This window comes from Pseudomonas farris, assembly GCF_019145235.1.
GTDB lineage: Bacteria > Pseudomonadota > Gammaproteobacteria > Pseudomonadales > Pseudomonadaceae > Aquipseudomonas > Aquipseudomonas farris.
The window spans coordinates 228,519-248,889 of record NZ_JAHSTV010000010.1; the positions used below are offsets into that span (position 1 = coordinate 228,519).

A 20,371-nucleotide genomic window follows, 5' to 3' on the forward strand; every position below is an offset into this window, starting at 1 on the left:
CCATGAAACACTCACCGCTATTCACTCTGCTTTCAGGTCTGGGGATTGCCGCAGTGATGATCCTGACCGCCGCACTGGTCGCCTGGATCGGCCGCACTGCGCTGGGGAGTTTCGAGGCCTGGCAGCAGGCATTCGAATCCGCACGACCTTATCTGCGGTGGTGGCGCGCCCTGCTCTACGCCGCCCTCTTTGCGCTCTGGTGGGACCTGCTTCGGCGCTACCGACATCGACCACAGGATCGACTGCGCGTGAAACGCATCGGGGCATTAGGGCTCGTGCTCTCGACCGTCGTCGAACTCACCCGACTGTGAGGTCACCACCATGCTCATGAGCACCAACAGCTACCTGGAGTTTTACCTCTCTCTGCTGGCCTGGATCATCAACAACGGCCTCTGGAGTGTCCTGTCCGACACCGGGCTATTCGCCGCGCCCTTCGGCGCAATCATCCTGCAAGAATGGCTGTCGGCCCGTCAGCAAGGCGCGGATGAAGGCAACAAGGGACTGCTCTCGGTGCCGCGGATCGAGAACCGGTTGTGGCTGGCCTACATCGTCGTATTGTTCGGCTGCGCGCCGGTCTTTCCGTTGAGCCTCTCGTCAATGGCGTTCGATGATGCGGCGAGCCAACGTTGCGGCGTCAGTGTGGCCAGGCCAGCAGAAACCGCCTGGGGGGCCACCTTCAATACCATCGGCGAACGCTCCGCCAACGTGCCGATCTGGTGGTTTCTGGTGTATGCCTTGAGCAAAGGGGTCACCGCGGCGGCCACCGCCTCCATTCCCTGCACACCGGATATCAGGCAGATGCGCATGGAGATCGACAGTTCGCGCATCGACAGCCAGGTGCTGCTGCAGGAAGTCGCCGACTTCACCCGCGACTGCTATGGCTATTCCCGTTCTCGGTTGTTCACCAACCGTCCGCAGTTGGACAAGGTACAAAGTCACGACGCGTCCTGGATCGGCTCAAGCTATTTTCTCGACACGCCCAGCTACTACGATACGGATCGTTCACGCACACCGCGAGTCAGCTGGCCGTATGACGAAAGCCGCGATGTTTCCTTACCTAGGCTGGAGAATGGCGCGGGCTACCCCACCTGCAAGCAGTGGTGGAGTGATAGCGGTGTTGGGTTGCGCGAGCGCTTGATCCAGCAGGTCGATCCCTCGCTGCTGACTCAGCTGAAAGGTTGGTTGACTGGTCGTTCGAGCAACGAGATCGAGGATGCCACCCTGCGTGAGCTGGTCAGCCCGCGCCAGCAATCGATGTCCATGTCGCCCGGACAGGTGTACCAGGACTATGGCTCCAGTGCTCGCGGCGGCTCAATCAATCAGGGGCTCAATAACCTCGCCACCAACACCGGGCTGGCCCTCGGCTCCTTCAGCAACTTCCCGGCGATGAATGCGCTACGCGCCGCTCTGCCAATGGTGCAGGCCTTCCTGATCATGGGCGTCATCATCAGCTTGCCGCTGATCCTGCTGGTCAGTACCTACCAGTTGAAGACCGTCATGACCGTGACGTTTACGCTATTCACGCTGCACATGTTGAGCTTCTGGTGGGAGTTAGCACGCTGGGTCGACTCCAGCATGCTCGACACCTTGTACAACCAAGTTTCGGCTTCCAATCAAGTGCTGTTATCGCTGCCCACATCCGGCTTCATGGAGGGGACAGTTACGGCGCAGGTAATTGAGTATGTGATGGGTGCGATGTTCATCGTGCTGCCGATGCTATTTCTAGGAGCCATGAGCTGGGCAGGATATTCAGTCGGCAACGGGATACAAGGTATGTTGGCGAACGGTAGCAAAGCTGCAAGTGACTCAGCGAGCAAAGGTACGGATCAAATATTGGGTGCTGCTAAGCGCTCAATTAGATGACTTGCTGTCGCCTATATAATGCCCGTTGTCGTCGAAGTCACCGATGTAGAGGTCAGCACCTAGGTAGTCTGGCCCTGGATTTTTCTCTTGTTGATCGGCACCAATAAAAACCCTGAGCCATAGCAAAGTAGTGACAGCCAGCATCATCACAATGAAAGTAACCATCCAAGCACTGACAAAAAGCAATCCTCCGATCAATGCCAGTTTGGCAATCAAAAAACTCCCGCGAACAAGTAATTTACCTGCGGGCATACCTGCCGTCACCGCACGCTCAACCACGCGGGACTCAAACGTTTTCAACTTACGGTAACCACGCTTTACCGACATGCCACAGGTATAGGCCCAGCGGTGGGCACGGGAAACTTGAACGGGATTCTGCGTCTGCATGTTCTCGCCCTCTTCTGAGCGTTTTCATGATTGAGACAGGAGTAATAGCGTACTACTGAAATCGGCCCGTGCCTGACCGTTTATCAGTTTGCCCCAGCCGAAAAATCTTCACTGGAAGACAGAAGACAAGCTCCGTGAAACAGCGTCTCTACAGTCATTGACCCATGTAAATCGTCCGGCTAAATACAAGGTATGGATCGCTGTTATCAACAGCACCTTCCCAGGTAGCCAGAGCCTTCAAGGCTACGTTCACTTCGGTGATGGCTCTCCCCAAGTGCGATTAGCGTTCGGTAGTTCGCACGGTGACCGTTTCTACGGTGATGAACGCCTACTGCTCTCCTGAGCGCCTTTCGAGCTCTGCTCGTGAGGAAAACCCTCTTGATTTTCTTCAACCCACTGCGGGGAAATCTTTCCCCGCACGGGACAGGTTTCTTCGCGTTTTCAACGGAGACATACCATGCCCAACTCACTTACACCGGAAACACTGAACACCCTTCGGTTGCCCATCGTGTTCACACCTGGCGCGTGGCAACGCGCAGTACAGCTCGAGCGTTCTGATCACGCTGGGAAGCTGCAGATCGATCGGTTGAGCCACGTATTGCGCCTAGCCTTCGAAGCCCACTTGGCCTATCCACAAAGGCCCTATGTGCTGTTCGAGGTAGTCCACATTGAACCAACCGATCACTTCGACCACGACCCGTTACTGCAATTGAGTCTCAGCCTACTCCAAGAACCGGGTCAGCCTGGCGCCTTGCTGATAGCGCTTGCAGGAGAACACCAGCGCTAAGCGCAATTGGCGGCGCCCACCTCCACATTCGGACGGCATGCAAGACCTGCATCAATCCAGCCCATCACCCACCGGGGAACCCTCCCCCCGACGGGCAAGGCGTTCCTCCGTTTTTCTCTCGAGGAAATTGCCATGCGCGATATCTACCAAGACGTAACTGACAAGATCGTTACCGCGTTAGACCAAGGCGTTGCTCCCTGGATCAAACCCTGGTCCTCAAGTGGCTCAGCTGACGTCGGCCATCATCAACCCTACCCCATCAACGCCATTACGCATCGTCCCTATTCGGGCATCAATTTACCGCTGCTCTGGGCCGAGGCCAGGTTGCAGGGGTTCACTCAAGACCGTTGGCTGACCTTCAACCAAGCGAAAAAGGCCGGTGGGCACATCCGTAAGGGTGAGCACAGCACCCTGGCGGTGCTCTACAAGCCGATCGAGCGCGAGGAGCAGATCGAGTCAGGCCAACCCGTACTCGATGAAAACGGTCAGCCCAAGGTTGCTCACTTCGGCATTCTCAGGACACATTTTCTGTTCAACATCGAGCAAACGGAGGGGCTCGAAATGCTCAATGAAACTCTGCTCGAGACGGAACAGAGTGATCCCTTCCAGCCCAACAGCGCCGCGGAAAATCTGCTGTTAAGTTCAGGTGCACGCATCGTTCATCGGCCTGCCGACGAAGCCTTTTACCACCCGATCAGGGATCTCATCCAACTGCCGACAAAAGCACAATTTCACGATGAAGGCGAGTACTACGCCACGGCACTGCATGAGCTGACGCACTGGACCGGGCATCACGCTCGGTTGCAGCGCGAAGGCATGACGTCAGCCTGTCCGTTCGGCTCGCCAGGCTACGCGTTTGAGGAGTTGATCGCCGAAATGGGCGCTGCGTTTTTATGCGCCTACACCGGTATACAGGGAGAGCTCCGACACGAGGGCTACATTGACTCCTGGCTCAGCCTGCTCAAGGCAGACAAACGCGCGATCTTCCGCGCCAGTGGTCACGCCCGAAGCGCCTCGGAGTATGTGCTCAACCTGGAGCAGCAACTGAAGCAAGCGGTCTTAGATGACTCACTCTGCATGAACGATGGAGTTTGATCGTTACCTCACCGCTGCAAGTGCATCACAGGGCCCAACGCGAGTTGGGCCCTTTTTTCTGCGCCCAGAAAACCCCATGCCGCAGGGCTCGGATGCAAAGAGTCAGGGATGGGCACACACCCGCAGCCTGTCATTCCGCATCCAGGTTCTGCGCCAGAAAATCCACCAGCTCGAGAGGACTTCGGCTATCGATTACCTTGTAGATCAGATCACGCTTACTGCGCGGCAACTTCTTGACCACGCTCTTCGCCGAGGCCCGGACGGCTTCGTCAGTCCCATGGATACGTGCCGCGAGCAGCAGCACGAGCGTGGCGTCAGTGAGGTTCATGGCAAGACCCAAAAAATATGCACCGCAGTGTACCGACTCTTGTCTTTTCCATACCAGCCCCCCAACAAACTGACGTGTAGCAGTATCGATAATCCGATTGCCGCACAAAGGGACACGAGCCAAAAGGACGGGTAAGGGTTGGAAAGGAATGGGGAGTCAAGGGTAAGAGCCCTATCCGAAAAGGCTAAAAGGCCACTGACCCAGCTACTTCCCGGAGGTCACGATGCTCAGTCTGTTTCGCCACAAAAGGCGGAAGCCCCCTCCGCCACCGACCGTGAGCGTCGCCGAAGGTTACCTGCCCATCGAGTCGGCTTACAGCTTGTTAGCTGCGGAGCACCGCCGTCAGTTGCTCGATCGCATCTGGCAGTACACCGCCCTCTCCCACGCGCAGTTCACCCAGCTCTATTTAAACCCGATCCATCGCTACGCTGAACAGGTCCAGCAACTCCCGGCCAGCGAGACCCACCACCATGCGTATCTCGGCGGCATGCTCGACCATGGCCTGGAGCTGGTCGCTTGCAGTTTGAAACTGCGTCAGTCGTATCTGCTTCCCACCGGAGCCGCGCCTGAAGACCAGGCCGCCCAGACTGATGCCTGGTCCGCGGGCATCGCCTATGGTGCGCTGCTGCATGACATCGGTAAGATCGCCGTTGACCTGCTGGTCGAACGGCAGGATGGCCGTCTTTGGCACCCCTGGCAGGGACCACTGGATCAGCCCTACCGTTTTCGTTACCTCAAGGGTCGTGACTACCACCTACACGGTGCCGCCGCCGGCTTACTCTACACCCAGATTCTCGACCGTCCGATCCTCGATTGGCTCAGTGGATTTCCGTCGCTGTGGGCCAGCTTGCTGTATGTCCTGTCCGGTCAGTACGAACGTGCCGGCGTGCTGGGCGAATTGGTGATTCAAGCTGACCGAGTCTCCACCGCACAGAACATCGGTGGCAACCCGAACAAGGCGCTGCAAGCGCCGATCCATTCGCTGCAACATCACTTGATCAGCGGACTGCGTCATCTGGTTCAGCACGAGCTGAAACTCAACCAACCGGGTGCCGCCGGCTGGCTGACCCAGGACGCCCTCTGGCTGGTCAGCAAAACCGTCACCGACAAACTGCGCGCCTATCTGCTGTCGCAAGCGATTGAGGGCATTCCCTCATCCAACATTGCGGTGTTCGACGAGCTGCAGTCTCATGGTCTGGTCGAGTCCACCCCGGAAGGCAAAGCCATCTGGACCGCGCTGGTGACTCAGGGCAACTGGAAGCAGAGTTTCACTTTTCTGCTCCTTCAACCGGCATTGATTTGGGGCAGCGAAGAGCGCCCCGAAACCTTCAGCGGAACCGTGAGCGTGGTCGTCGAGGACAATTCGTCTGACGTTCCACCCTCGCCAACAGCGCCCAAGGCTGTCAGTACGGGATCGACTCCAACACCACCGCAACCAGAACCACTGGCAATGGAGGATGCCGACTACCTCGGAACACTGCTGGGTATGTTCGAACCGGTAGAACCCGAAATCAATGAGGCACCGCCAGAACCCTCTCTCGAAATCTCAGGTCCCCCTGGTCAGGTTTTCCTGGACTGGGTCAAGGAAGGCATCCTGAGCCACCATCTGATCATAAACGACAGCAAGGCCAAGGTGCACACGGTGAGCGGTTCGGTATTTCTGGTCACACCGGGCCTGTTCCAACGCTACGCTCAAGAGTTCCCTGGTATTTCACAGGGGGCCGATCAAGAAACTGAAGAGTGGCGTTGGGTGCAGAAGCAGTTCGAGAAATTGAAGATCCATAGGAAGCGTGACGACGGTCTGAACATCTGGGCCTGCCAAGTGCGAGGTCCCAGGAAGAAAACCATCTTAAAGGGGTATCTGATTGAGGAATCGAAGCTGCTTTTCGAATCGATCCCCCCCGACAATCCTTTTCTTAAAATCGCAGAGCCTTAAATTTCCGTAACTGTAAGTCCCAGCTCGGCGAGCAATTCAGCCAATGAAATGGTTTGCCTGAAATGGTGCATCCATAGGCTAACTCGCACTCCTTACCTCTCGTCTGGAAAAGCCTTCGACGGGCTACGAATTGGCTCATCAATTCGACCACTCCATTGGTTATTTCTGGCCTGCTGCAAGTCATGAATGACTCCCTCTCTCGCGTTACGGCCTAGTTGGGGTGCTGCGTGGCCGACGCCTGTGCTGGCACAGCATCACAAAGCCGCGAAGGGTGGCCGAAAGACGTAGGAGACATGAAATGAAACTGATAACGATCTTTGAACTGGCCACAAAATCTGAAAGCGAACTGCGCGTGCTGTACCGGGCGGTCTTCAATGTCGCAGCGCGCACCGGGAAACCTGGAGCATCAGAATGCCCCTGGCCTCGCTGGAAAATATCCACCGCGTAATGATTTCAAGAGCGTTGCGCCCTTGAGTCGTCATACGGAGCGGCCATGAGGCCGCTCCGTACTGCCAATCAGGCTCGCGACCCGTGAAGCAATTACTGGATGTTTTGTTTACGCCAGTTATCTACCGCAATCGAAAGTCGCTTGTCTTTGACCGGCTTTTGCCATTCATCCCAGAAATTGACCGTGCCGCTATTCGGTTTGTTTATGGGCTCATCGATCCCGATTCTGCTTGGCAGCAAGCTCGCATCGCCAACAACCAAGGCCTCGCCTGTATCGAGGGTCGGCAGGATGTCGCTGAACCCACCGAGGCTATCGGGAAGAAGTCTCTTGATAACGCCCTGATCCTCGGCGTTGGTCAGCCGCATGGATACGAAGTTGCTGCATTGGCTGAGCATCGTCTTATTCACTTCGGACGGACGCTGGCTTATCACGACAAGGCTGACACCGTACTTACGGCCTTCCTTGGCGATGCGCTCGAAAATATCCAGGGAAATATCGTCAGCTGATTCCGCCATGCTTCGTTGGGGCATGTAGAGATGGGCTTCATCACAGAGAAGCGCAATAGGATGACGCAGCTCGGATGGCGTCCACTGTTGGACGGAGAATGTGACCCGCGCGACAAGGGAAACGATCAGCGGGAGAACATCTGATGGAACCTCGGAAAAGTTTATGATCTTGATACCAGCTTTGCCATTTTCTTCAGAGCTGCCGAGCACGGCAGTGGTGAACTTTTCAAGCCAGGAAAAATCCAGAACGTCTCCACCGCCATTGAACATAAAGCCAAGGCGCCGATCAGAAATTTTGTTCTCCAGGCGGGAAATCATGCGTGCGGGCTTTCCAAAAAAATCTCCCTGCTTTTCTTTACCGGCCGCAGCCCCCGGAACCATCTCCACGTTGATGTCGTTCAGCCTGCCCATCAGGACATTCAGATCGAATGGAACCGGGCTATCTACGGTGAAGTGCTTCAGAATTTCCTGTTGGTCGCCATCCTCCAGATACTTTCTTTTGGCCTGGTTGATCTCACGCGCCATAATCATGGCCTGGTTGGGCGCATTCTGGTCACTCCGGTCAACAAACATTGCCACGAGTGCTTCATACGAAAGCAGCCAGTAAGGCAGGTAAAGCACACCGTCATCAATGGTGCGTTTAGCCTCAACATCTGCGGGACCGGCCACTTTGAAGTGCTGAATACCTTGGCCCACCAACGGCGAGTATTCACCATGAAGATCAAAAACAATGGCGTTAGCCGTAGAGAGCCCCGCCATCGGCTCAATGATCTTGGCTGTCGTCCAGGATTTACCTGATCCGGTACTGCCGCCGATGAAGGCGTGGCGCTGGAAAAACTTGTTACCGTTGAGGTAGGCAACGGCATGTTCGTCCAGGGTGTATTTGCCCAGCGTCAGGGCATTCCCATCGGCTGAGACGCTAGAGAGCGTACGCATAAAGCCAGTAAGGTTTTCGCCCTCTAGCGAAAAGCAATTTGCATCAATTTCCGGAACGCTTTCCAGAGTGCGGCGAAAGACGTTTTCTTTTCCTCCGTCACGATCCAGCATCGTGCCAATCAGGGCGATTTTGCACAGGTTCAGTTCTGAGGTCTGGTCGCTGATGCCATCGCCTGCGATGTCCTCGATGCCGCGCTTGCGGGTCACCTGGGTGATGAGGCCGATGAGATGCTGTCCGGGCCTGCTGCTTTGGAGCACGGCCAGATGGTTGACTTGCAACCTTTTGAGTTGGTCGACATTTTCCACGTCCACGATCACGTTTGTCGTGTCAACGGAGGCAACCTTCCCAAGCGCGTCTTTATCCTTAAAGTTAAAAATCGGCATCTCTTCTTCCTACATGATGAGTGACAGGTAACCCTCAAGACTCCAGATGTTTTTTTCAACGGTCACCGGAGTCTTATTCAAAGAGGAGTAGACGATGGACTGGTCGTCTGTTGCTCCCCGTTCTATTGCCAGGTAATTCTGCGCCTTGCCATCAAGGATGAGCTTCCTGGCAGCGTCTGAGAGCGCATAGGTAATGATCGTGATCGGGGTATTCTGGCGCTGGCATTTAGACATGATATTCGGCTGAATATGCTCGTCGTTGAAGCCGTAGCCAATACACAGGTAAGAGTTGGCAGCGGTAATGGCCAAATCGGCATTGTGAATAGTCGAGCGATATGGCTCTAAATGCGTCGTTTGATATTTCTGAGTGCCCGGGGTCACGATTTCCGGCTTGTAGTTAGCAGGTATCCCTTGAATGTTTGAAAGGGCTACGATGTCTTCAAGAGGCGATTTAAATCAGTCCAGAGAACCGTGAACCTTCCAAATATTCACCCTGCGTGCAGACGTGATTTCATTCGGTGCGGCGCGCTGCCGAAAAAATCCGTGTGAGAAGCCCGTGTAATGATGGGCCCCCTCCTGATCGCAGGCGTATTCTGCCAGCCTGTCATAATTCGTAGTGACGATATTTATTTTGGTGAGGCTGCTTTTGAACATGTGGCGCAGCAGTCGACTCAGCGGAAACATCGCTTGATTCTGAAGGCTATCGTGGAAGATTTGAATGTCTTCAGAGCTGATGAGCGACCAGGTTGCTGTGATAATTCTGGAGGTCAGTTCTTCAGTAACGGCCACCTGATGCAGCGCCGACTCCAGATCAACGCCGTCCAATAAGAGCTGGCAGAATTTCTCCCAAGCCTCAATCTCGGCAGCAGACAAGCCAGAAGTGTCGGTATTTGCGACCAGGTGCTTCGCAAGCGCACCCATTCCAGACATGCCATGGGCAGCCGATGCACCGCTGCCCAGGATGATGAGAGGAGCCTTGCCATAAAAGTCCTGCGCTTGTTTTTCAAAATTCAGGTCTGACAAAATTCTATCCTTGCCGTTTGTGTCGATCCGAAAAAACTACGCTTGGCGGCCTATCAGCCTACAAGGCTCAATACCCTGGGGATCACCATACACAATCCTGAAGTCAATTTGGATTACGGTCGGTGCTTAACGTTACTCCATCTGCGCCGCCACGGTGGCGACATGTCTTGAAAGGCTGGTCACAAAGGTTTTGAAGCTGGTCAAATCCGAAAGAGCCCCGTGCACTCCTGAGCCCACAGCATCATGCGGCGAGGCGATTAAAGAGGTGGCAGAATAGAGCTGCTCCTGCATGAGCCGCTGGCACAAAATGTCGTACCGGCTCAAACAGGATGCCCCGTTAAGCTCCTTGAACGTCGGGAAGTGAGGCGACTTGTCACGAACGGGTGTCCGCGAGCCTGGGGCATCTTCGACCGCCATCAGCCAGCCAATGAAAGGCCGGGGTTGCTTACCAAACGCGCCCTCACGATAGGCAGTCCACAGACAGTGTTCTGTGCCGATGGCCTCTTCCGTTCTGTTGTTGAAGTTGTTCCCGAATGTCGGCCCTACCTGGCTCTTGAGCTCAACGGCGGCAATCAGCTGGCCCTTGTGCATGACGATAATGTCCCAGAGCCTGGTGGGCCTGAAGTAGCCCGGAAGCGTCAGGGCAGCCTTTTGCTGATGAATCTGCGGCACGAGAAAGGGCAAAAAGCGGCGTGAGCCCACCGCTATCGAGATCCAAAATATCTGTGGGAGTAAATGTGGGAGTAATTTTCCAGGCATGAAAAAGCCCAACTGGCTAGAGTTGGGCTAAGTCAGTGAAAAATATGGTCGGGACGGAGTGATTCGAACACTCGACCCCTAGCACCCCATGCTAGTGCGCTACCGGACTGCGCTACGCCCCGACTAGGCGTTAAATCTGTTCCTCATCTCGAGGAACGCTCAAGAATATATCGCAAGCTTTTGAAAACTGGAAGTATTTAAAAGCAGGAATTTATTTCTTGAGAACCACCAGAACATCTTCAAGCTCGGCGATCATCTGGCGGATCATTTGTTTGTATTGGGTGGTGTCGTCTTTGGCTTCATCGCCGGACAAACGCAGGCGTGCGCCGCCGATGGTAAACCCCTGATCGTAAAGAAGCGCGCGGATCTGCCGGATCATCAGCACGTCCTGGCGCTGATAATACCGGCGGTTTCCGCGGCGTTTGACGGGGTTGAGTTGAGGAAACTCCTGCTCCCAGTAGCGAAGCACGTGCGGTTTTACGGCACATAGCTCGCTGACTTCACCAATGGTGAAGTAGCGTTTTCCCGGGATGACGGGGAGTTCGTCGTTATGACTTGGTTCCAGCATAAGCCTCAACTCGGGCCTTCAACTTCTGCCCTGGACGAAAGGTGACCACACGGCGAGCCGTGATCGGGATTTCTTCTCCCGTTTTCGGATTGCGGCCAGGCCGCTGGCGTTTGTCCCGAAGGTCGAAATTGCCGAAACCGGACAATTTGACTTGTTCGTTGTCTTCAAGAGCGTGCCTGATTTCTTCAAAGAACAGCTCGACCAATTCCTTGGCCTCCCGCTTGTTCAGGCCCAGCTCTTCATACAGACGTTCCGCCATCTCAGCTTTCGTCAAAGCCCCCATACGTCACTTCCTTAACGTGGCGTTCAACCTTTGTTCGAGCGAGGTGAGGATGTTTTGCGTCGTGGTATTCACCTCATCGTCATTAAGAGTGCGCGATGGATGCTGCCAGGTCAAGCCAACTGCAAGGCTTTTTCTATCAGGATCAATGCCTTTACCCTGATACACGTCAAATAGCCTGAGGTCTGTGAGCCATTCGCCTGCATTTTCACGGATTACGTCCAGTACGGCGGTCGCCGCAACGTCTTTATCCGCCAGCAGTGCAAGGTCACGACGCACTTCAGGAAAGCGCGATAACTCCTGGAATTCAGGCATTTTGCCCAACGCCACTTCGGCCAGAACCAGCTCGAATACGAAGACCGGACGGTCGAGACCGAGGGTTTTCGACAATTCAGGGTGAATCGCGCCAACGAAACCTACCAAACGGCCTTCACGTTCGATGCGCGCGGTTTGACCCGGGTGCAACGCAGGGTGTTTGCCCGGCACGAAAGTGAACGAATCCAGTGCACCGGCGAAGCCCAGTACTGCTTCCACATCAGCTTTGACGTCGAAGAAATCGACGACATCGCGACCTTGCGCCCAGCCTTCCGGCAGACGGCTACCGCATACCACACCAGCGAGCATCGGCTCTTGCTTCAGGCCTTCCAGCTGACCAACGAAGCGCAGGCCGCTTTCGAACAGGCGGACGCGATCTTGTTGACGGTTCAGGTTGTGCTGAAGCGCCTTGACCAGACCAGGCCACAGGGTCGAACGCATGGCAGCCATGTCGTTGGAAATCGGGTTGGCCAGCAGCAGCGGCTCGACACCTGGATTAAACAACTCGAATTGTTTCGGATCGATGAAGCTGTAAGTGATCGCTTCCTGATAACCACGAGCCACCAGCAGGCGACGCAGTTCAGGCAGATCGCTACGCGCTTCGGCCTTGGCTTGCGGCGCCAGACGGGCTTGCGGGTAGCGAACCGGCAGACGGTTGTAACCGTACAGACGGGCCAGTTCTTCGATCAGGTCGACTTCCAGGCTGATATCGAAACGGAAGCTTGGCACTTCAACGCGCCACTGCCCTGCCCCATCGGCGGAAATGGCCAGGCCCAATGCGCTGAGCAGACGCTCGACTTCGGCCGAATCCATCTCCATGCCCAGCATCTGGGTGATGCGCTGGGCACGCAGGGTGATCGGCGCGATCGACGGCAGGTGTTGCTCGCTGACGGTCTCGATGATCGGACCCGCTTCGCCGCCGGTGATGTCCAGCAGCAGGCCAGTGGCACGCTCCATGGCTTCACGGGCCAGCTGCCAGTCCACGCCACGCTCGTAGCGGTGCGAGGCATCGGTGTGCAGGCCGTAGGAACGAGCCTTGCCAGCGACAGCAATCTGGTCGAAGAACGCGCTTTCCAGGAAAATATCGCGAGTGGTCGCGGTGTTGACACCGCTGTGCTCGCCACCCATGACGCCGGCGATAGCCAAGGCACGGGTGTGGTCTGCAATCACCAGCGTATCGCTACGCAAGCTGACTTCCTGACCATCAAGCAGAACCAGCTTCTCGCCTTCTTCGGCCATGCGTACGCGGATGCCGCCATTGATTTCGGCGAGATCGAACGCGTGCAGCGGTTGACCCAGTTCCAGCATCACGTAGTTGGTGATGTCGACGGCGGCGTCGATGCTGCGCACGTCGGCACGACGCAGACGCTCGACCATCCACAGCGGCGTAGGCTTGGACAGGTCGACGTTGCGGATCACACGACCCAGGTAACGCGGGCACGCGGCCGGTGCAAGTACTTCAACCGAACGCACTTCGTCGTGCACGGCCGGAACGCTGGCAATCGCCGGGCGCACGACTGGGGCGGCATAAAGCGCGCCGACTTCGCGGGCCAGACCGGCCAGGGACAAGCAATCACCGCGGTTCGGGGTCAGGTCGACCTCGATGCTGGCGTCGTCGAGGCTCAGGTACTCACGAATGTCCTGACCGACTGGCGCATCGACCGGCAATTCCATCAGGCCATCGTTGCCTTCGCCGATTTGCAGCTCAGCCTGGGAGCACAGCATACCGTTGGATTCAACGCCACGCAGCTTGGCTTTCTTGATTTTGAAGTCGCCCGGCAGTTCGGCACCGATCATGGCAAACGGGATCTTCAGGCCGGGGCGCACGTTTGGCGCACCGCACACTACCTGGAAGGTCTCCGAGCCATTGCTGACCTGGCAAACACGCAACTTGTCGGCGTCCGGGTGTTGCTCGGTGCTCAGCACCTCGCCCACGACCACGCCACTGAATTCACCGGCGGCCGGCGTAACGCTATCGACCTCAAGACCGGCCATCGACAGACGAGCAACCAGCTCGTCGCGACTTACCTGCGGGCTTACCCAGCCACGCAGCCATTGTTCACTGAATTTCATCCTGCTCTCCTAAGAATTCGTTACGACTAGCGAAATTGCGCGAGGAACCGCAAGTCGTTGTCGAAGAACAGACGCAAGTCGTTCACGCCGTAACGCAGCATGGCCAGACGCTCAACGCCCATGCCGAAGGCAAAGCCCGAAAACTCTTCCGGGTCGATCCCGGACATGCGCAGCACATTCGGGTGAACCATGCCGCAGCCCATCACTTCCAGCCAGCCAGTCTGCTTGCAGACGCGGCAGCCTTTACCGCTGCACATCACGCATTCCATGTCGACTTCAGCGGATGGCTCGGTGAACGGGAAGTACGAAGGACGGAAACGCACGGCCAGTTCTTTTTCGAAGAACACGCGCAGGAACTCTTCGATGGTGCCTTTCAGGTCGGCGAAATTGATATCGCGGTCGACCAGCAGGCCTTCGACCTGGTGGAACATCGGGGAGTGAGTGATATCGGAGTCGCTACGGTACACACGGCCTGGGCAGACGATGCGGATCGGCGGTTGTTTCGATTCCATGGTGCGGACCTGTACCGGAGAGGTATGGGTGCGCAGCAACATATTGGCATTGAAATAGAAGGTGTCATGCATCGACCGGGCCGGGTGATGGCCTGGGATGTTGAGCGCTTCGAAGTTGTGGTAATCGTCTTCGACCTCAGGGCCTTCGGCGATGCCGTAGCCGATGTGGGTGAAGAATTGTTCGATACGTTCCAGAGTGCGAGTAACCGGATGCAGACCACCGGAGGTCTGACCGCGGCCAGGCAGGGTCACGTCAATGGACTCGGCGGACAGTTTGGCGGCCAGGTCGGCCTCTTCAAACAGTGCCTTGCGGGCATTGAGAACCTCTGTGACACGCTCCTTGGCAACGTTGATCAGCGCGCCGACTTGCGGACGCTCTTCTGCCGGCAAATTCCCCAGGGTCTTCATCACCTGAGTCAATTCGCCCTTTTTGCCAAGGTAGTGAACCCGGATTTGCTCCAGGGCATTGATATCTTCAGCGCTTTGCACAGCCTCTAGTGCTTGAGAGACGAGCGCATCCAGGTTTTCCATGTACAGACTCCAGATACAAAATAGGGGAAGAGCTTGAAGGCTCTTCCCCTATTTATGACGTTTAACACCTGACCCCACAGAGGTGAGGCCGGGTGACTGTCGGGGGTACTTAAGCCAAGGTGGCTTTAGCTTTCTCGACAATCGCAGCAAACGCCGCTTTTTCGTTCACTGCCAGATCAGCCAGAACCTTGCGGTCGATCTCGATGGACGCTTTTTTCAGGCCGGCGATGAAACGGCTGTAGGACAGACCGTTGATACGTGCACCAGCGTTGATACGAGCGATCCACAGAGCGCGGAACTGACGTTTTTTCTGACGACGGTCACGGTAGGCGTATTGGCCTGCCTTGATTACCGCTTGCTTGGCAACACGGAATACGCGCGAGCGAGCGCCGTAGTAGCCTTTAGCAAGTTTCAGAATTTTTTTGTGACGTTTACGGGCAATGACGCCACGCTTTACACGAGCCATGAGTTACTTCCTCTATTCTTGACTAAAATTAACGAAGGCGCAGCATGCGCTCGACTTTTGCCACGTCAGACGGATGCAGCAAGCTGCTACCGCGCAGTTGACGCTTACGCTTGGTCGACATTTTAGTCAGGATGTGGCTCTTGAAAGCGTGCTTGTGCTTGATACCGTTAGCAGTTTTCAAAAACCGCTTAGCAGCACCACTTTTAGTTTTCATTTTTGGCATGTTCGGATACTCCGCATTCAGTTGATAAACATAATCAGAAGGCCTGCCGTGCCCTATTGATTACTTCTTCTTTTTCGGGGCGATGACCATGATCAGCTGGCGTCCTTCCATCTTAGGATGCTGTTCGACCGAACCGTACTCGAGCAAGTCACCTTCAACTCGCTTGAGGAGTTCCATCCCCAGCTCCTGGTGGGCCATCTCACGGCCGCGGAATCGCAAGGATACCTTGGCCCTGTCCCCATCACTCAGGAAACGTACCAGGTTGCGCAGTTTTACCTGGTAATCCCCTTCCTCCGTCCCTGGACGAAACTTGATTTCTTTAACCTGAATCTGCTTCTGGTTTTTCTTGGCCGCGGCAATCTGCTTCTTCTTCTCGAAGATCGATTTGCCGTAGTCCATCAGTTTGCAAACAGGGGGTACTGCATCGGCGGAAATTTCCACCAAATCCAGTTTGGCCTCTTCAGCCTTAAGAAGCGCGTCTTCAATTGACACAATCCCAAGCTGTTCACCTTCAGCTCCAATTAACCGAACCTCGCGTGCCGAGATATTCTCGTTGATCGGGGCTTTCGGTGCAGCTCGTTTATCTTGTCTCATTTCACGCTTAATAATAATTACTCCGAATCTGGGCGACCACGCCGGGAAACCGCTTGCGCGAGAAACTCAGCGAACTGGGCGACGGGCATCGAGCCCAGGTCAGCACCTTCACGAGTACGCACAGCGACAGTCTGCATCTCGACTTCCCGATCTCCGATAACCAAGAGATAGGGAACCTTGAGCAAAGTATGCTCGCGGATTTTAAAGCCGATCTTTTCATTTCTCAAGTCAGACTTGGCACGAAATCCGCTTTCATTGAGGGTTTTTTCAACCTCAGCGGCAAAATCAGCCTGTTTATCAGTGATATTCATGATCACTGCCTGGGTCGGAGCCAGCCACGCGGGGAATGCACCCTCGTAGTGCTCGATCAGGATTCCGACGAAACGTTCGAACGAACCCAGGATCGCCCGGTGCAACATAACCGGGTGCTTGCGACTGTTGTCTTCGGAGACGTATTCGGCTCCCAGACGGACAGGCAGGTTAAAATCGAGCTGAAGGGTACCACATTGCCAGACGCGGCCGAGGCAATCTTTCAGCGAGAACTCGATTTTCGGACCGTAGAATGCACCCTCGCCCGGCTGCAGATCGTACGGCAAGCCAGCACTATCAAGGGCTGCAGCCAGTGCAGCTTCGGCGCGATCCCACAGCTCGTCGGAACCGACGCGTTTTTCCGGACGAGTGGACAGCTTCATCTCGACGTCTTTGAAGCCGAAGTCGGCATACACGTCCATGGTCAGCTTGATGAACGCAGCGGATTCGGCCTGCATCTGCTCTTCAGTACAGAAGATGTGCGCATCGTCCTGAGTGAAGGCGCGCACGCGCATGATGCCGTGCAGTGCACCCGACGGCTCGTTACGGTGGCAGGCACCGAACTCGGCCAGACGCATCGGCAGTTCGCGGTAGCTTTTCAGGCCCTGATTGAACACCTGCACGTGGCACGGGCAGTTCATCGGCTTGATGGCGTAGTCGCGGTTTTCCGACTGAGTGGTAAACATGTTGTCGGCGTAGTTGGCCCAGTGCCCGGATTTCTCCCACAGGCTGCGGTCAACGACTTGTGGAGTTTTGATCTCCAGATAGCCGTTGTCGCGCTGAACCTTGCGCATGTACTGCTCGAGCACCTGATACAGAGTCCAGCCGTTCGGGTGCCAGAACACCATGCCCGGCGACTCTTCCTGGGTGTGGAACAGGCCCAGACGCTTGCCGATCTTGCGGTGATCGCGCTTCTCGGCTTCTTCGATGCGCTGGATGTAAGCCGCCAGTTGCTTCTTGTCCGCCCATGCGGTGCCGTAAACGCGCTGCAATTGCTCGTTCTTGGCATCGCCACGCCAGTAGGCGCCGGACAGCTTGGTCAGCTTGAAGGATTTCAGGAAGCGCGTGTTCGGCACGTGCGGACCGCGGCACATGTCGACGTATTCTTCGTGATAGTACAGGCCCATGGCCTGCTCGTTCGGCATGTCTTCGACCAGGCGCAGCTTGTAGTCTTCGCCGCGGGCCTTGAACACTTCGATCACTTCGGCGCGCGGAGTGACTTTCTTGATCACGTCGTAATCTTTCTCGATCAGCTGTTGCATGCGCTGTTCGATGGCGGCCAGGTCATCCGGCGTGAAAGGACGCTCGAAGGCGATATCGTAATAGAAGCCTTCGTCGATGACCGGACCGATGACCATCTTGGCCGTCGGGTACAACTGCTTGACCGCATGGCCAACCAGGTGGGCGCAAGAGTGGCGAATGATCTCCAGCCCCTCTTCATCCTTTGGCGTAATGATTTGCAGCGAGGAATCGCTGTCGATGATGTCGCTGGCGTCGACCAGCTTGCCATCGACCTTGCCGGCCACGGTGGCTTTGGCCAGACCTGCACCAATGGATGCGGCGACCTCGGCTACGGAAACCGGGTGATCGAATGAACGTTGACTGCCGTCGGGAAGAGTAATAGTTGGCATGGCGCCTCCTCTCCTAGTGGTGACCCCTACCAAAGGTCACGTGGGTTGGGATGAGCCAGTACAAGATCCGATCCAGGCCATTCAATAACGAACGCCTGCCTTACAGCGGCAGGAGCCTTGCGGCCAACCGGAAAACCGAACCAGAGTGACTGGGATTCAAATCAGGGTTATTCGAGCCGCTGCCGCTGCCGGGACTGAAGGTCATCCGGAGCCTGCAAACGCCCGAACGAAGCATGCTAGCACAGATGAACGGTCATCGCGGCGGCAAGGTTTTCTGCGGGGGCAAATCAGGCATTTTTATGCCAGAGTGCTGAACTTGAACCATGCTTTACCCCTCAGATAACAAGACATTGACCCAAAAGGAGCATCTCAGCATGCGTCTGAATCGTTTATTCGCCATCGTCGCACCCGTCGTCCTGTTGCTGCCGCTGGCTGCCCATGCCGATTGGCCAAAGGGCGAGCGTGAGAAATACATGGCTCAGTGCACTCAGGCGGCCACTCCGCAGATCGGCGCTGCAGCTGCAAAGTCTCACTGCGCTTGCGGTGCCGACGCGATCAAATCGTACCCGGCTGGCGACATTCAGGCCCTGATGGATAACAAGGCCAGCCCGGAACTGCAACAGAAAGCGCTGGGTCAGATAGCTAAATGCAAGGCCGATGCACCGGCGAAAAAGTGAGAAAAAAGTCCTTTTAACTCGGCTCACTGCCGATAAAAAGTGATGAAATTGAGCTTTTTCGTACAAATTTTTCAGGTTTTTCAGCTTTTTTTCTTGTCTTAACTTTCGACTGAAAGCCTTTTAAACCGGGGCTTTCAGCCACACGAAGCAACAAAGCAAACGTGACTGTAGGGCAAACAGCACACCCAGGGGGCTCCCAAAGCGAACATTTCGACTATGATAGTCCGGTGTGCCCAGTTGGCCTGAGCAGCACAGTACTACTGAAAATATATGTTTCTTGGAGATACACCATGTCTAATCGCCAAACCGGCACCGTTAAATGGTTCAACGATGAAAAAGGCTTCGGCTTCATCACTCCTCAAGGTGGCGGTGACGACCTGTTCGTACACTTCAAAGCTATCGAAAGCGACGGTTTCAAAAGCCTGAAAGAAGGCCAGACCGTTTCCTTCGTGGCTGAGAAAGGCCAAAAGGGTATGCAAGCTGCACAAGTCCGCGCAGAGTAATTTTCTGCCGCACTAAAAAAACCCCGTCCATGTGACGGGGTTTTTTATGGGCGTAACAAAAACCTGAAGCAATCAGCCGCAGTTGACGCGAGTGACCACCAGGTTGTTGTCGGTGTTCAGGTTCAGGCGATCGGAGCGGTACTCCAAGGTCACCATGTCATCAGGCTTGAGGAACCGGGCATTCTGCGCGCCTGCACGGGTACGTGCCTGCTCCAGCAATTGGGGCGAAGCCTTTTTGCCAATGGTGAATTCGGCAGCCTTTGCTTCACAACGGCTGTGGCCGGTGTCGGTCGCCACAGGGTCCTTTGCCGACTCGGTGGACGTACTGCTGCAACCGGCCAGCAGGGTGGCGGCCAACAAAGTACCCAATGACGCGAGCTTCCAAGGCATGAAGCCTCCTTTTTTCAATAATTAAGCTGAGATCGTGCGACCGCCATTTTGGCGTTTGGTTTCAGAGTGGCGCTATCGCCCCGCCCTCGATCCGGGCAGCGGCGAGTGTGCCTGAGCATCGGTGCGCCGTTCATCCCTCAATCATGACTGAATATGAACAGAGCTCAATAGACGTCGATGTAGTCGAAAGGCGGTTTCGGCCAATTTTGCTTGAGCGCATTGAAAATCTGCATGACCCAGACCTCGTCGCTGGCTGCTACCAATCCGACATAACCGGAACCCTTGGCCCAGGTCTCCAGGCGAAACAGCAACCCGTCGATGTCCGTGCCGCCCACAATACCCGACGAAATGTAGGCGATGCCGCCCTTGGTGACCCGCAACTGAGTGTGTTCATCATCACTGGCAGAGGCCAGTAGCTGACGCACCGCTTCCAGGGTCAAGCCGTCAGGAGTGTTCAAATCGATCTGCACAGCACGGTCCTTGAAAAATCGTCAAAGACCAAGTGTCGCATAGCCCTCCCCTCATGCCTAAGTCGGAGTGCCAAACGTCCCGCAAAATGGTTAACTCGACACTCAGACTTTCCCGACTTCACGAGCGCCATCATGACCACCGTAAGTATCGACGCCGACATCAAAGCCAAGTGGCCACAGGGCCACAGCTCTTACAGCCCGGGTAGCCCGGAAGAGTTGGCGATCATTGGTATCGATTTGCTGGTCAAGGAACTGGGGACGCAAGCCGCCCAGACATTCATCAAACAGGTTCTCGAGAAGTACCCCGCCGACTATATTGGGGCAACAGAGACCGAGTAGCGTAAAAACCCGCAGGCCGGCACCTGCGGGCCTGTGAC

General features: G+C 55.8%; 25 protein-coding genes and 1 tRNA gene. 9 read left to right on the forward strand and 17 right to left on the reverse strand.

Annotated features, from left to right (window positions below; all coding sequences use genetic code 11):
• Positions 1-2 precede the first annotated feature (2 nt).
• Complete coding sequence (locus KVG95_RS21655) at positions 3-311, forward strand: hypothetical protein (RefSeq protein ID WP_217857906.1); 309 nt, start codon at positions 3-5, stop codon at positions 309-311.
• Positions 312-321: 10 nt separating this feature from the next.
• The gene (locus KVG95_RS21660; protein WP_217857907.1) at positions 322-1,863 is read left to right on the forward strand and encodes a conjugal transfer protein TraG N-terminal domain-containing protein; all 1,542 of its coding nucleotides are present in this window, start codon (positions 322-324) and stop codon (positions 1,861-1,863) included.
• Here the strand turns inward: KVG95_RS21660 and KVG95_RS21665 are convergent.
• On the reverse strand, positions 1,852-2,250 hold the full coding sequence (locus KVG95_RS21665; RefSeq protein WP_217857908.1) for a DUF3742 family protein: 399 nt from the start codon (positions 2,248-2,250) through the stop codon (positions 1,852-1,854). The two genes, KVG95_RS21660 and KVG95_RS21665, sit on opposite strands and share 12 nt — an antisense overlap.
• Positions 2,251-2,707: 457 nt before the next feature.
• Here KVG95_RS21665 and KVG95_RS21670 point away from each other — a divergent pair, with 457 nt between their 5' ends.
• Positions 2,708-3,037: a hypothetical protein gene (locus KVG95_RS21670; protein WP_217857909.1), complete on the forward strand. Its 330-nt coding sequence runs from the start codon at positions 2,708-2,710 to the stop codon at positions 3,035-3,037.
• 132 nt (positions 3,038-3,169) lie between these two features.
• Positions 3,170-4,132, forward strand: coding sequence for an ArdC family protein (locus KVG95_RS21675; protein WP_217857910.1), 963 nt, complete (start codon positions 3,170-3,172; stop codon positions 4,130-4,132).
• A gap of 130 nt (positions 4,133-4,262) precedes the next feature.
• On the opposite strand, the gene KVG95_RS21680 is transcribed toward KVG95_RS21675, so the two are convergent.
• A complete protein-coding gene (locus KVG95_RS21680) occupies positions 4,263-4,460 on the reverse strand; it encodes a DUF7740 domain-containing protein (RefSeq protein WP_007901093.1) in 198 nt (65 codons plus the stop codon).
• A gap of 223 nt (positions 4,461-4,683) precedes the next feature.
• Between KVG95_RS21680 and mobH the strand changes: the two genes are divergently transcribed.
• Together mobH and KVG95_RS21690 are read left to right on the forward strand one after the other, a co-directional pair.
• Complete coding sequence (gene mobH, locus KVG95_RS21685; protein ID WP_217857911.1) at positions 4,684-6,396, forward strand: MobH family relaxase; 1,713 nt, start codon at positions 4,684-4,686, stop codon at positions 6,394-6,396.
• 298 nt (positions 6,397-6,694) lie between these two features.
• Positions 6,695-6,844, forward strand: coding sequence for a hypothetical protein (locus KVG95_RS21690; RefSeq protein ID WP_217857912.1), 150 nt, complete (start codon positions 6,695-6,697; stop codon positions 6,842-6,844).
• A gap of 92 nt (positions 6,845-6,936) precedes the next feature.
• Here the strand turns inward: KVG95_RS21690 and KVG95_RS21695 are convergent, their stop codons facing one another.
• The 13 genes from KVG95_RS21695 to thrS form a co-directional block, all read right to left on the reverse strand.
• The gene (locus KVG95_RS21695) at positions 6,937-8,670 is read right to left on the reverse strand and encodes an ATP-binding protein (RefSeq protein ID WP_217857913.1); all 1,734 of its coding nucleotides are present in this window, start codon (positions 8,668-8,670) and stop codon (positions 6,937-6,939) included.
• A gap of 9 nt (positions 8,671-8,679) precedes the next feature.
• On the reverse strand, positions 8,680-9,051 hold the full coding sequence (locus KVG95_RS29885; RefSeq protein ID WP_225923248.1) for a hypothetical protein: 372 nt from the start codon (positions 9,049-9,051) through the stop codon (positions 8,680-8,682).
• A 75-nt stretch (positions 9,052-9,126) separates the two neighbouring features.
• Positions 9,127-9,693: an SIR2 family protein gene (locus KVG95_RS29890; RefSeq protein WP_225923249.1), complete on the reverse strand. Its 567-nt coding sequence runs from the start codon at positions 9,691-9,693 to the stop codon at positions 9,127-9,129.
• A 132-nt stretch (positions 9,694-9,825) separates the two neighbouring features.
• The gene (locus tag KVG95_RS21705; RefSeq protein WP_302470634.1) at positions 9,826-10,452 is read right to left on the reverse strand and encodes a PaeR7I family type II restriction endonuclease; all 627 of its coding nucleotides are present in this window, start codon (positions 10,450-10,452) and stop codon (positions 9,826-9,828) included.
• A gap of 45 nt (positions 10,453-10,497) precedes the next feature.
• A tRNA-Pro gene (locus tag KVG95_RS21710) sits at positions 10,498-10,574 on the reverse strand.
• 89 nt (positions 10,575-10,663) lie between these two features.
• Complete coding sequence (locus KVG95_RS21715) at positions 10,664-11,020, reverse strand: MerR family transcriptional regulator (protein ID WP_003179985.1); 357 nt, start codon at positions 11,018-11,020, stop codon at positions 10,664-10,666.
• Positions 11,001-11,303, reverse strand: a complete 303-nt coding sequence (gene ihfA / locus KVG95_RS21720; RefSeq protein ID WP_002553164.1) for an integration host factor subunit alpha — start codon at positions 11,301-11,303, stop codon at positions 11,001-11,003. The genes KVG95_RS21715 and ihfA overlap by 20 nt, the downstream gene beginning before the upstream one ends.
• A 3-nt stretch (positions 11,304-11,306) precedes the next feature.
• Positions 11,307-13,688: a phenylalanine--tRNA ligase subunit beta gene (gene pheT, locus KVG95_RS21725; RefSeq protein ID WP_217857914.1), complete on the reverse strand. Its 2,382-nt coding sequence runs from the start codon at positions 13,686-13,688 to the stop codon at positions 11,307-11,309.
• Positions 13,689-13,714: 26 nt separating this feature from the next.
• Complete coding sequence (pheS, locus tag KVG95_RS21730; protein WP_007905876.1) at positions 13,715-14,731, reverse strand: phenylalanine--tRNA ligase subunit alpha; 1,017 nt, start codon at positions 14,729-14,731, stop codon at positions 13,715-13,717.
• A 109-nt stretch (positions 14,732-14,840) separates the two neighbouring features.
• Positions 14,841-15,197 (reverse strand): 50S ribosomal protein L20, encoded by a 357-nt coding sequence (gene rplT / locus KVG95_RS21735; protein WP_007905879.1) that lies wholly within the window; start codon positions 15,195-15,197, stop codon positions 14,841-14,843.
• A 28-nt stretch (positions 15,198-15,225) separates the two neighbouring features.
• Complete coding sequence (gene rpmI, locus KVG95_RS21740) at positions 15,226-15,420, reverse strand: 50S ribosomal protein L35 (RefSeq protein ID WP_002553160.1); 195 nt, start codon at positions 15,418-15,420, stop codon at positions 15,226-15,228.
• A 60-nt stretch (positions 15,421-15,480) separates the two neighbouring features.
• Entirely contained in the window at positions 15,481-16,032 is a 552-nt protein-coding gene (gene infC, locus KVG95_RS21745; RefSeq protein ID WP_172435341.1) for a translation initiation factor IF-3, read from the reverse strand.
• Positions 16,032-17,954 (reverse strand): threonine--tRNA ligase, encoded by a 1,923-nt coding sequence (gene thrS / locus KVG95_RS21750; RefSeq protein WP_123498780.1) that lies wholly within the window; start codon positions 17,952-17,954, stop codon positions 16,032-16,034. The genes infC and thrS overlap by 1 nt, the downstream gene beginning before the upstream one ends.
• A 374-nt stretch (positions 17,955-18,328) precedes the next feature.
• Here thrS and KVG95_RS21755 point away from each other — a divergent pair, with 374 nt between their 5' ends.
• Positions 18,329-18,631: a hypothetical protein gene (locus KVG95_RS21755; protein WP_217857915.1), complete on the forward strand. Its 303-nt coding sequence runs from the start codon at positions 18,329-18,331 to the stop codon at positions 18,629-18,631.
• A 290-nt stretch (positions 18,632-18,921) separates the two neighbouring features.
• Positions 18,922-19,134: a cold-shock protein gene (locus KVG95_RS21760; protein ID WP_007905882.1), complete on the forward strand. Its 213-nt coding sequence runs from the start codon at positions 18,922-18,924 to the stop codon at positions 19,132-19,134.
• A gap of 72 nt (positions 19,135-19,206) precedes the next feature.
• Here KVG95_RS21760 and KVG95_RS21765 read toward each other — a convergent pair whose 3' ends face one another.
• Both KVG95_RS21765 and KVG95_RS21770 read right to left on the reverse strand, forming a co-directional pair.
• Positions 19,207-19,524: an I78 family peptidase inhibitor gene (locus KVG95_RS21765; RefSeq protein ID WP_038980107.1), complete on the reverse strand. Its 318-nt coding sequence runs from the start codon at positions 19,522-19,524 to the stop codon at positions 19,207-19,209.
• Positions 19,525-19,688: 164 nt separating this feature from the next.
• Positions 19,689-19,994, reverse strand: a complete 306-nt coding sequence (locus KVG95_RS21770; protein ID WP_038980106.1) for a hypothetical protein — start codon at positions 19,992-19,994, stop codon at positions 19,689-19,691.
• 132 nt (positions 19,995-20,126) lie between these two features.
• On the opposite strand from KVG95_RS21770, the gene KVG95_RS21775 reads away from it, so the two are divergent.
• Positions 20,127-20,333, forward strand: a complete 207-nt coding sequence (locus tag KVG95_RS21775; protein ID WP_052965360.1) for a hypothetical protein — start codon at positions 20,127-20,129, stop codon at positions 20,331-20,333.
• Positions 20,334-20,371: the final 38 nt, after the last annotated feature.

Bases quoted from the DNA above. Each gene is read 5' to 3' on its own strand.
- KVG95_RS21655 (WP_217857906.1), top strand. From the start codon at position 3: ATGAAACACTCACCGCTATTCACTCTGCTTTCAGGTCTGGGGATTGCC.
- KVG95_RS21690 (WP_217857912.1), top strand. From the start codon at position 6,695: ATGAAACTGATAACGATCTTTGAACTGGCCACAAAATCTGAAAGCGAA.
- KVG95_RS21665 (WP_217857908.1), bottom strand. From the start codon at position 2,250: ATGCAGACGCAGAATCCCGTTCAAGTTTCCCGTGCCCACCGCTGGGCC.
- KVG95_RS21715 (WP_003179985.1), bottom strand. From the start codon at position 11,020: ATGCTGGAACCAAGTCATAACGACGAACTCCCCGTCATCCCGGGAAAA.
- pheT (WP_217857914.1), bottom strand. From the start codon at position 13,688: ATGAAATTCAGTGAACAATGGCTGCGTGGCTGGGTAAGCCCGCAGGTA.
- KVG95_RS21675 (WP_217857910.1), top strand. From the start codon at position 3,170: ATGCGCGATATCTACCAAGACGTAACTGACAAGATCGTTACCGCGTTA.
- thrS (WP_123498780.1), bottom strand. From the start codon at position 17,954: ATGCCAACTATTACTCTTCCCGACGGCAGTCAACGTTCATTCGATCAC.
- KVG95_RS21660 (WP_217857907.1), top strand. From the start codon at position 322: ATGCTCATGAGCACCAACAGCTACCTGGAGTTTTACCTCTCTCTGCTG.
- mobH (WP_217857911.1), top strand. From the start codon at position 4,684: ATGCTCAGTCTGTTTCGCCACAAAAGGCGGAAGCCCCCTCCGCCACCG.
- KVG95_RS21760 (WP_007905882.1), top strand. From the start codon at position 18,922: ATGTCTAATCGCCAAACCGGCACCGTTAAATGGTTCAACGATGAAAAA.
- pheS (WP_007905876.1), bottom strand. From the start codon at position 14,731: ATGGAAAACCTGGATGCGCTCGTCTCTCAAGCACTAGAGGCTGTGCAA.
- KVG95_RS21695 (WP_217857913.1), bottom strand. From the start codon at position 8,670: ATGCCGATTTTTAACTTTAAGGATAAAGACGCGCTTGGGAAGGTTGCC.
- KVG95_RS21705 (WP_302470634.1), bottom strand. From the start codon at position 10,452: ATGCCTGGAAAATTACTCCCACATTTACTCCCACAGATATTTTGGATC.
- KVG95_RS21680 (WP_007901093.1), bottom strand. From the start codon at position 4,460: ATGAACCTCACTGACGCCACGCTCGTGCTGCTGCTCGCGGCACGTATC.
- KVG95_RS21775 (WP_052965360.1), top strand. From the start codon at position 20,127: ATGACCACCGTAAGTATCGACGCCGACATCAAAGCCAAGTGGCCACAG.
- KVG95_RS21765 (WP_038980107.1), bottom strand. From the start codon at position 19,524: ATGCCTTGGAAGCTCGCGTCATTGGGTACTTTGTTGGCCGCCACCCTG.
- ihfA (WP_002553164.1), bottom strand. From the start codon at position 11,303: ATGGGGGCTTTGACGAAAGCTGAGATGGCGGAACGTCTGTATGAAGAG.
- rpmI (WP_002553160.1), bottom strand. From the start codon at position 15,420: ATGCCAAAAATGAAAACTAAAAGTGGTGCTGCTAAGCGGTTTTTGAAA.
- rplT (WP_007905879.1), bottom strand. From the start codon at position 15,197: ATGGCTCGTGTAAAGCGTGGCGTCATTGCCCGTAAACGTCACAAAAAA.
- KVG95_RS21755 (WP_217857915.1), top strand. From the start codon at position 18,329: ATGCGTCTGAATCGTTTATTCGCCATCGTCGCACCCGTCGTCCTGTTG.
- KVG95_RS21670 (WP_217857909.1), top strand. From the start codon at position 2,708: ATGCCCAACTCACTTACACCGGAAACACTGAACACCCTTCGGTTGCCC.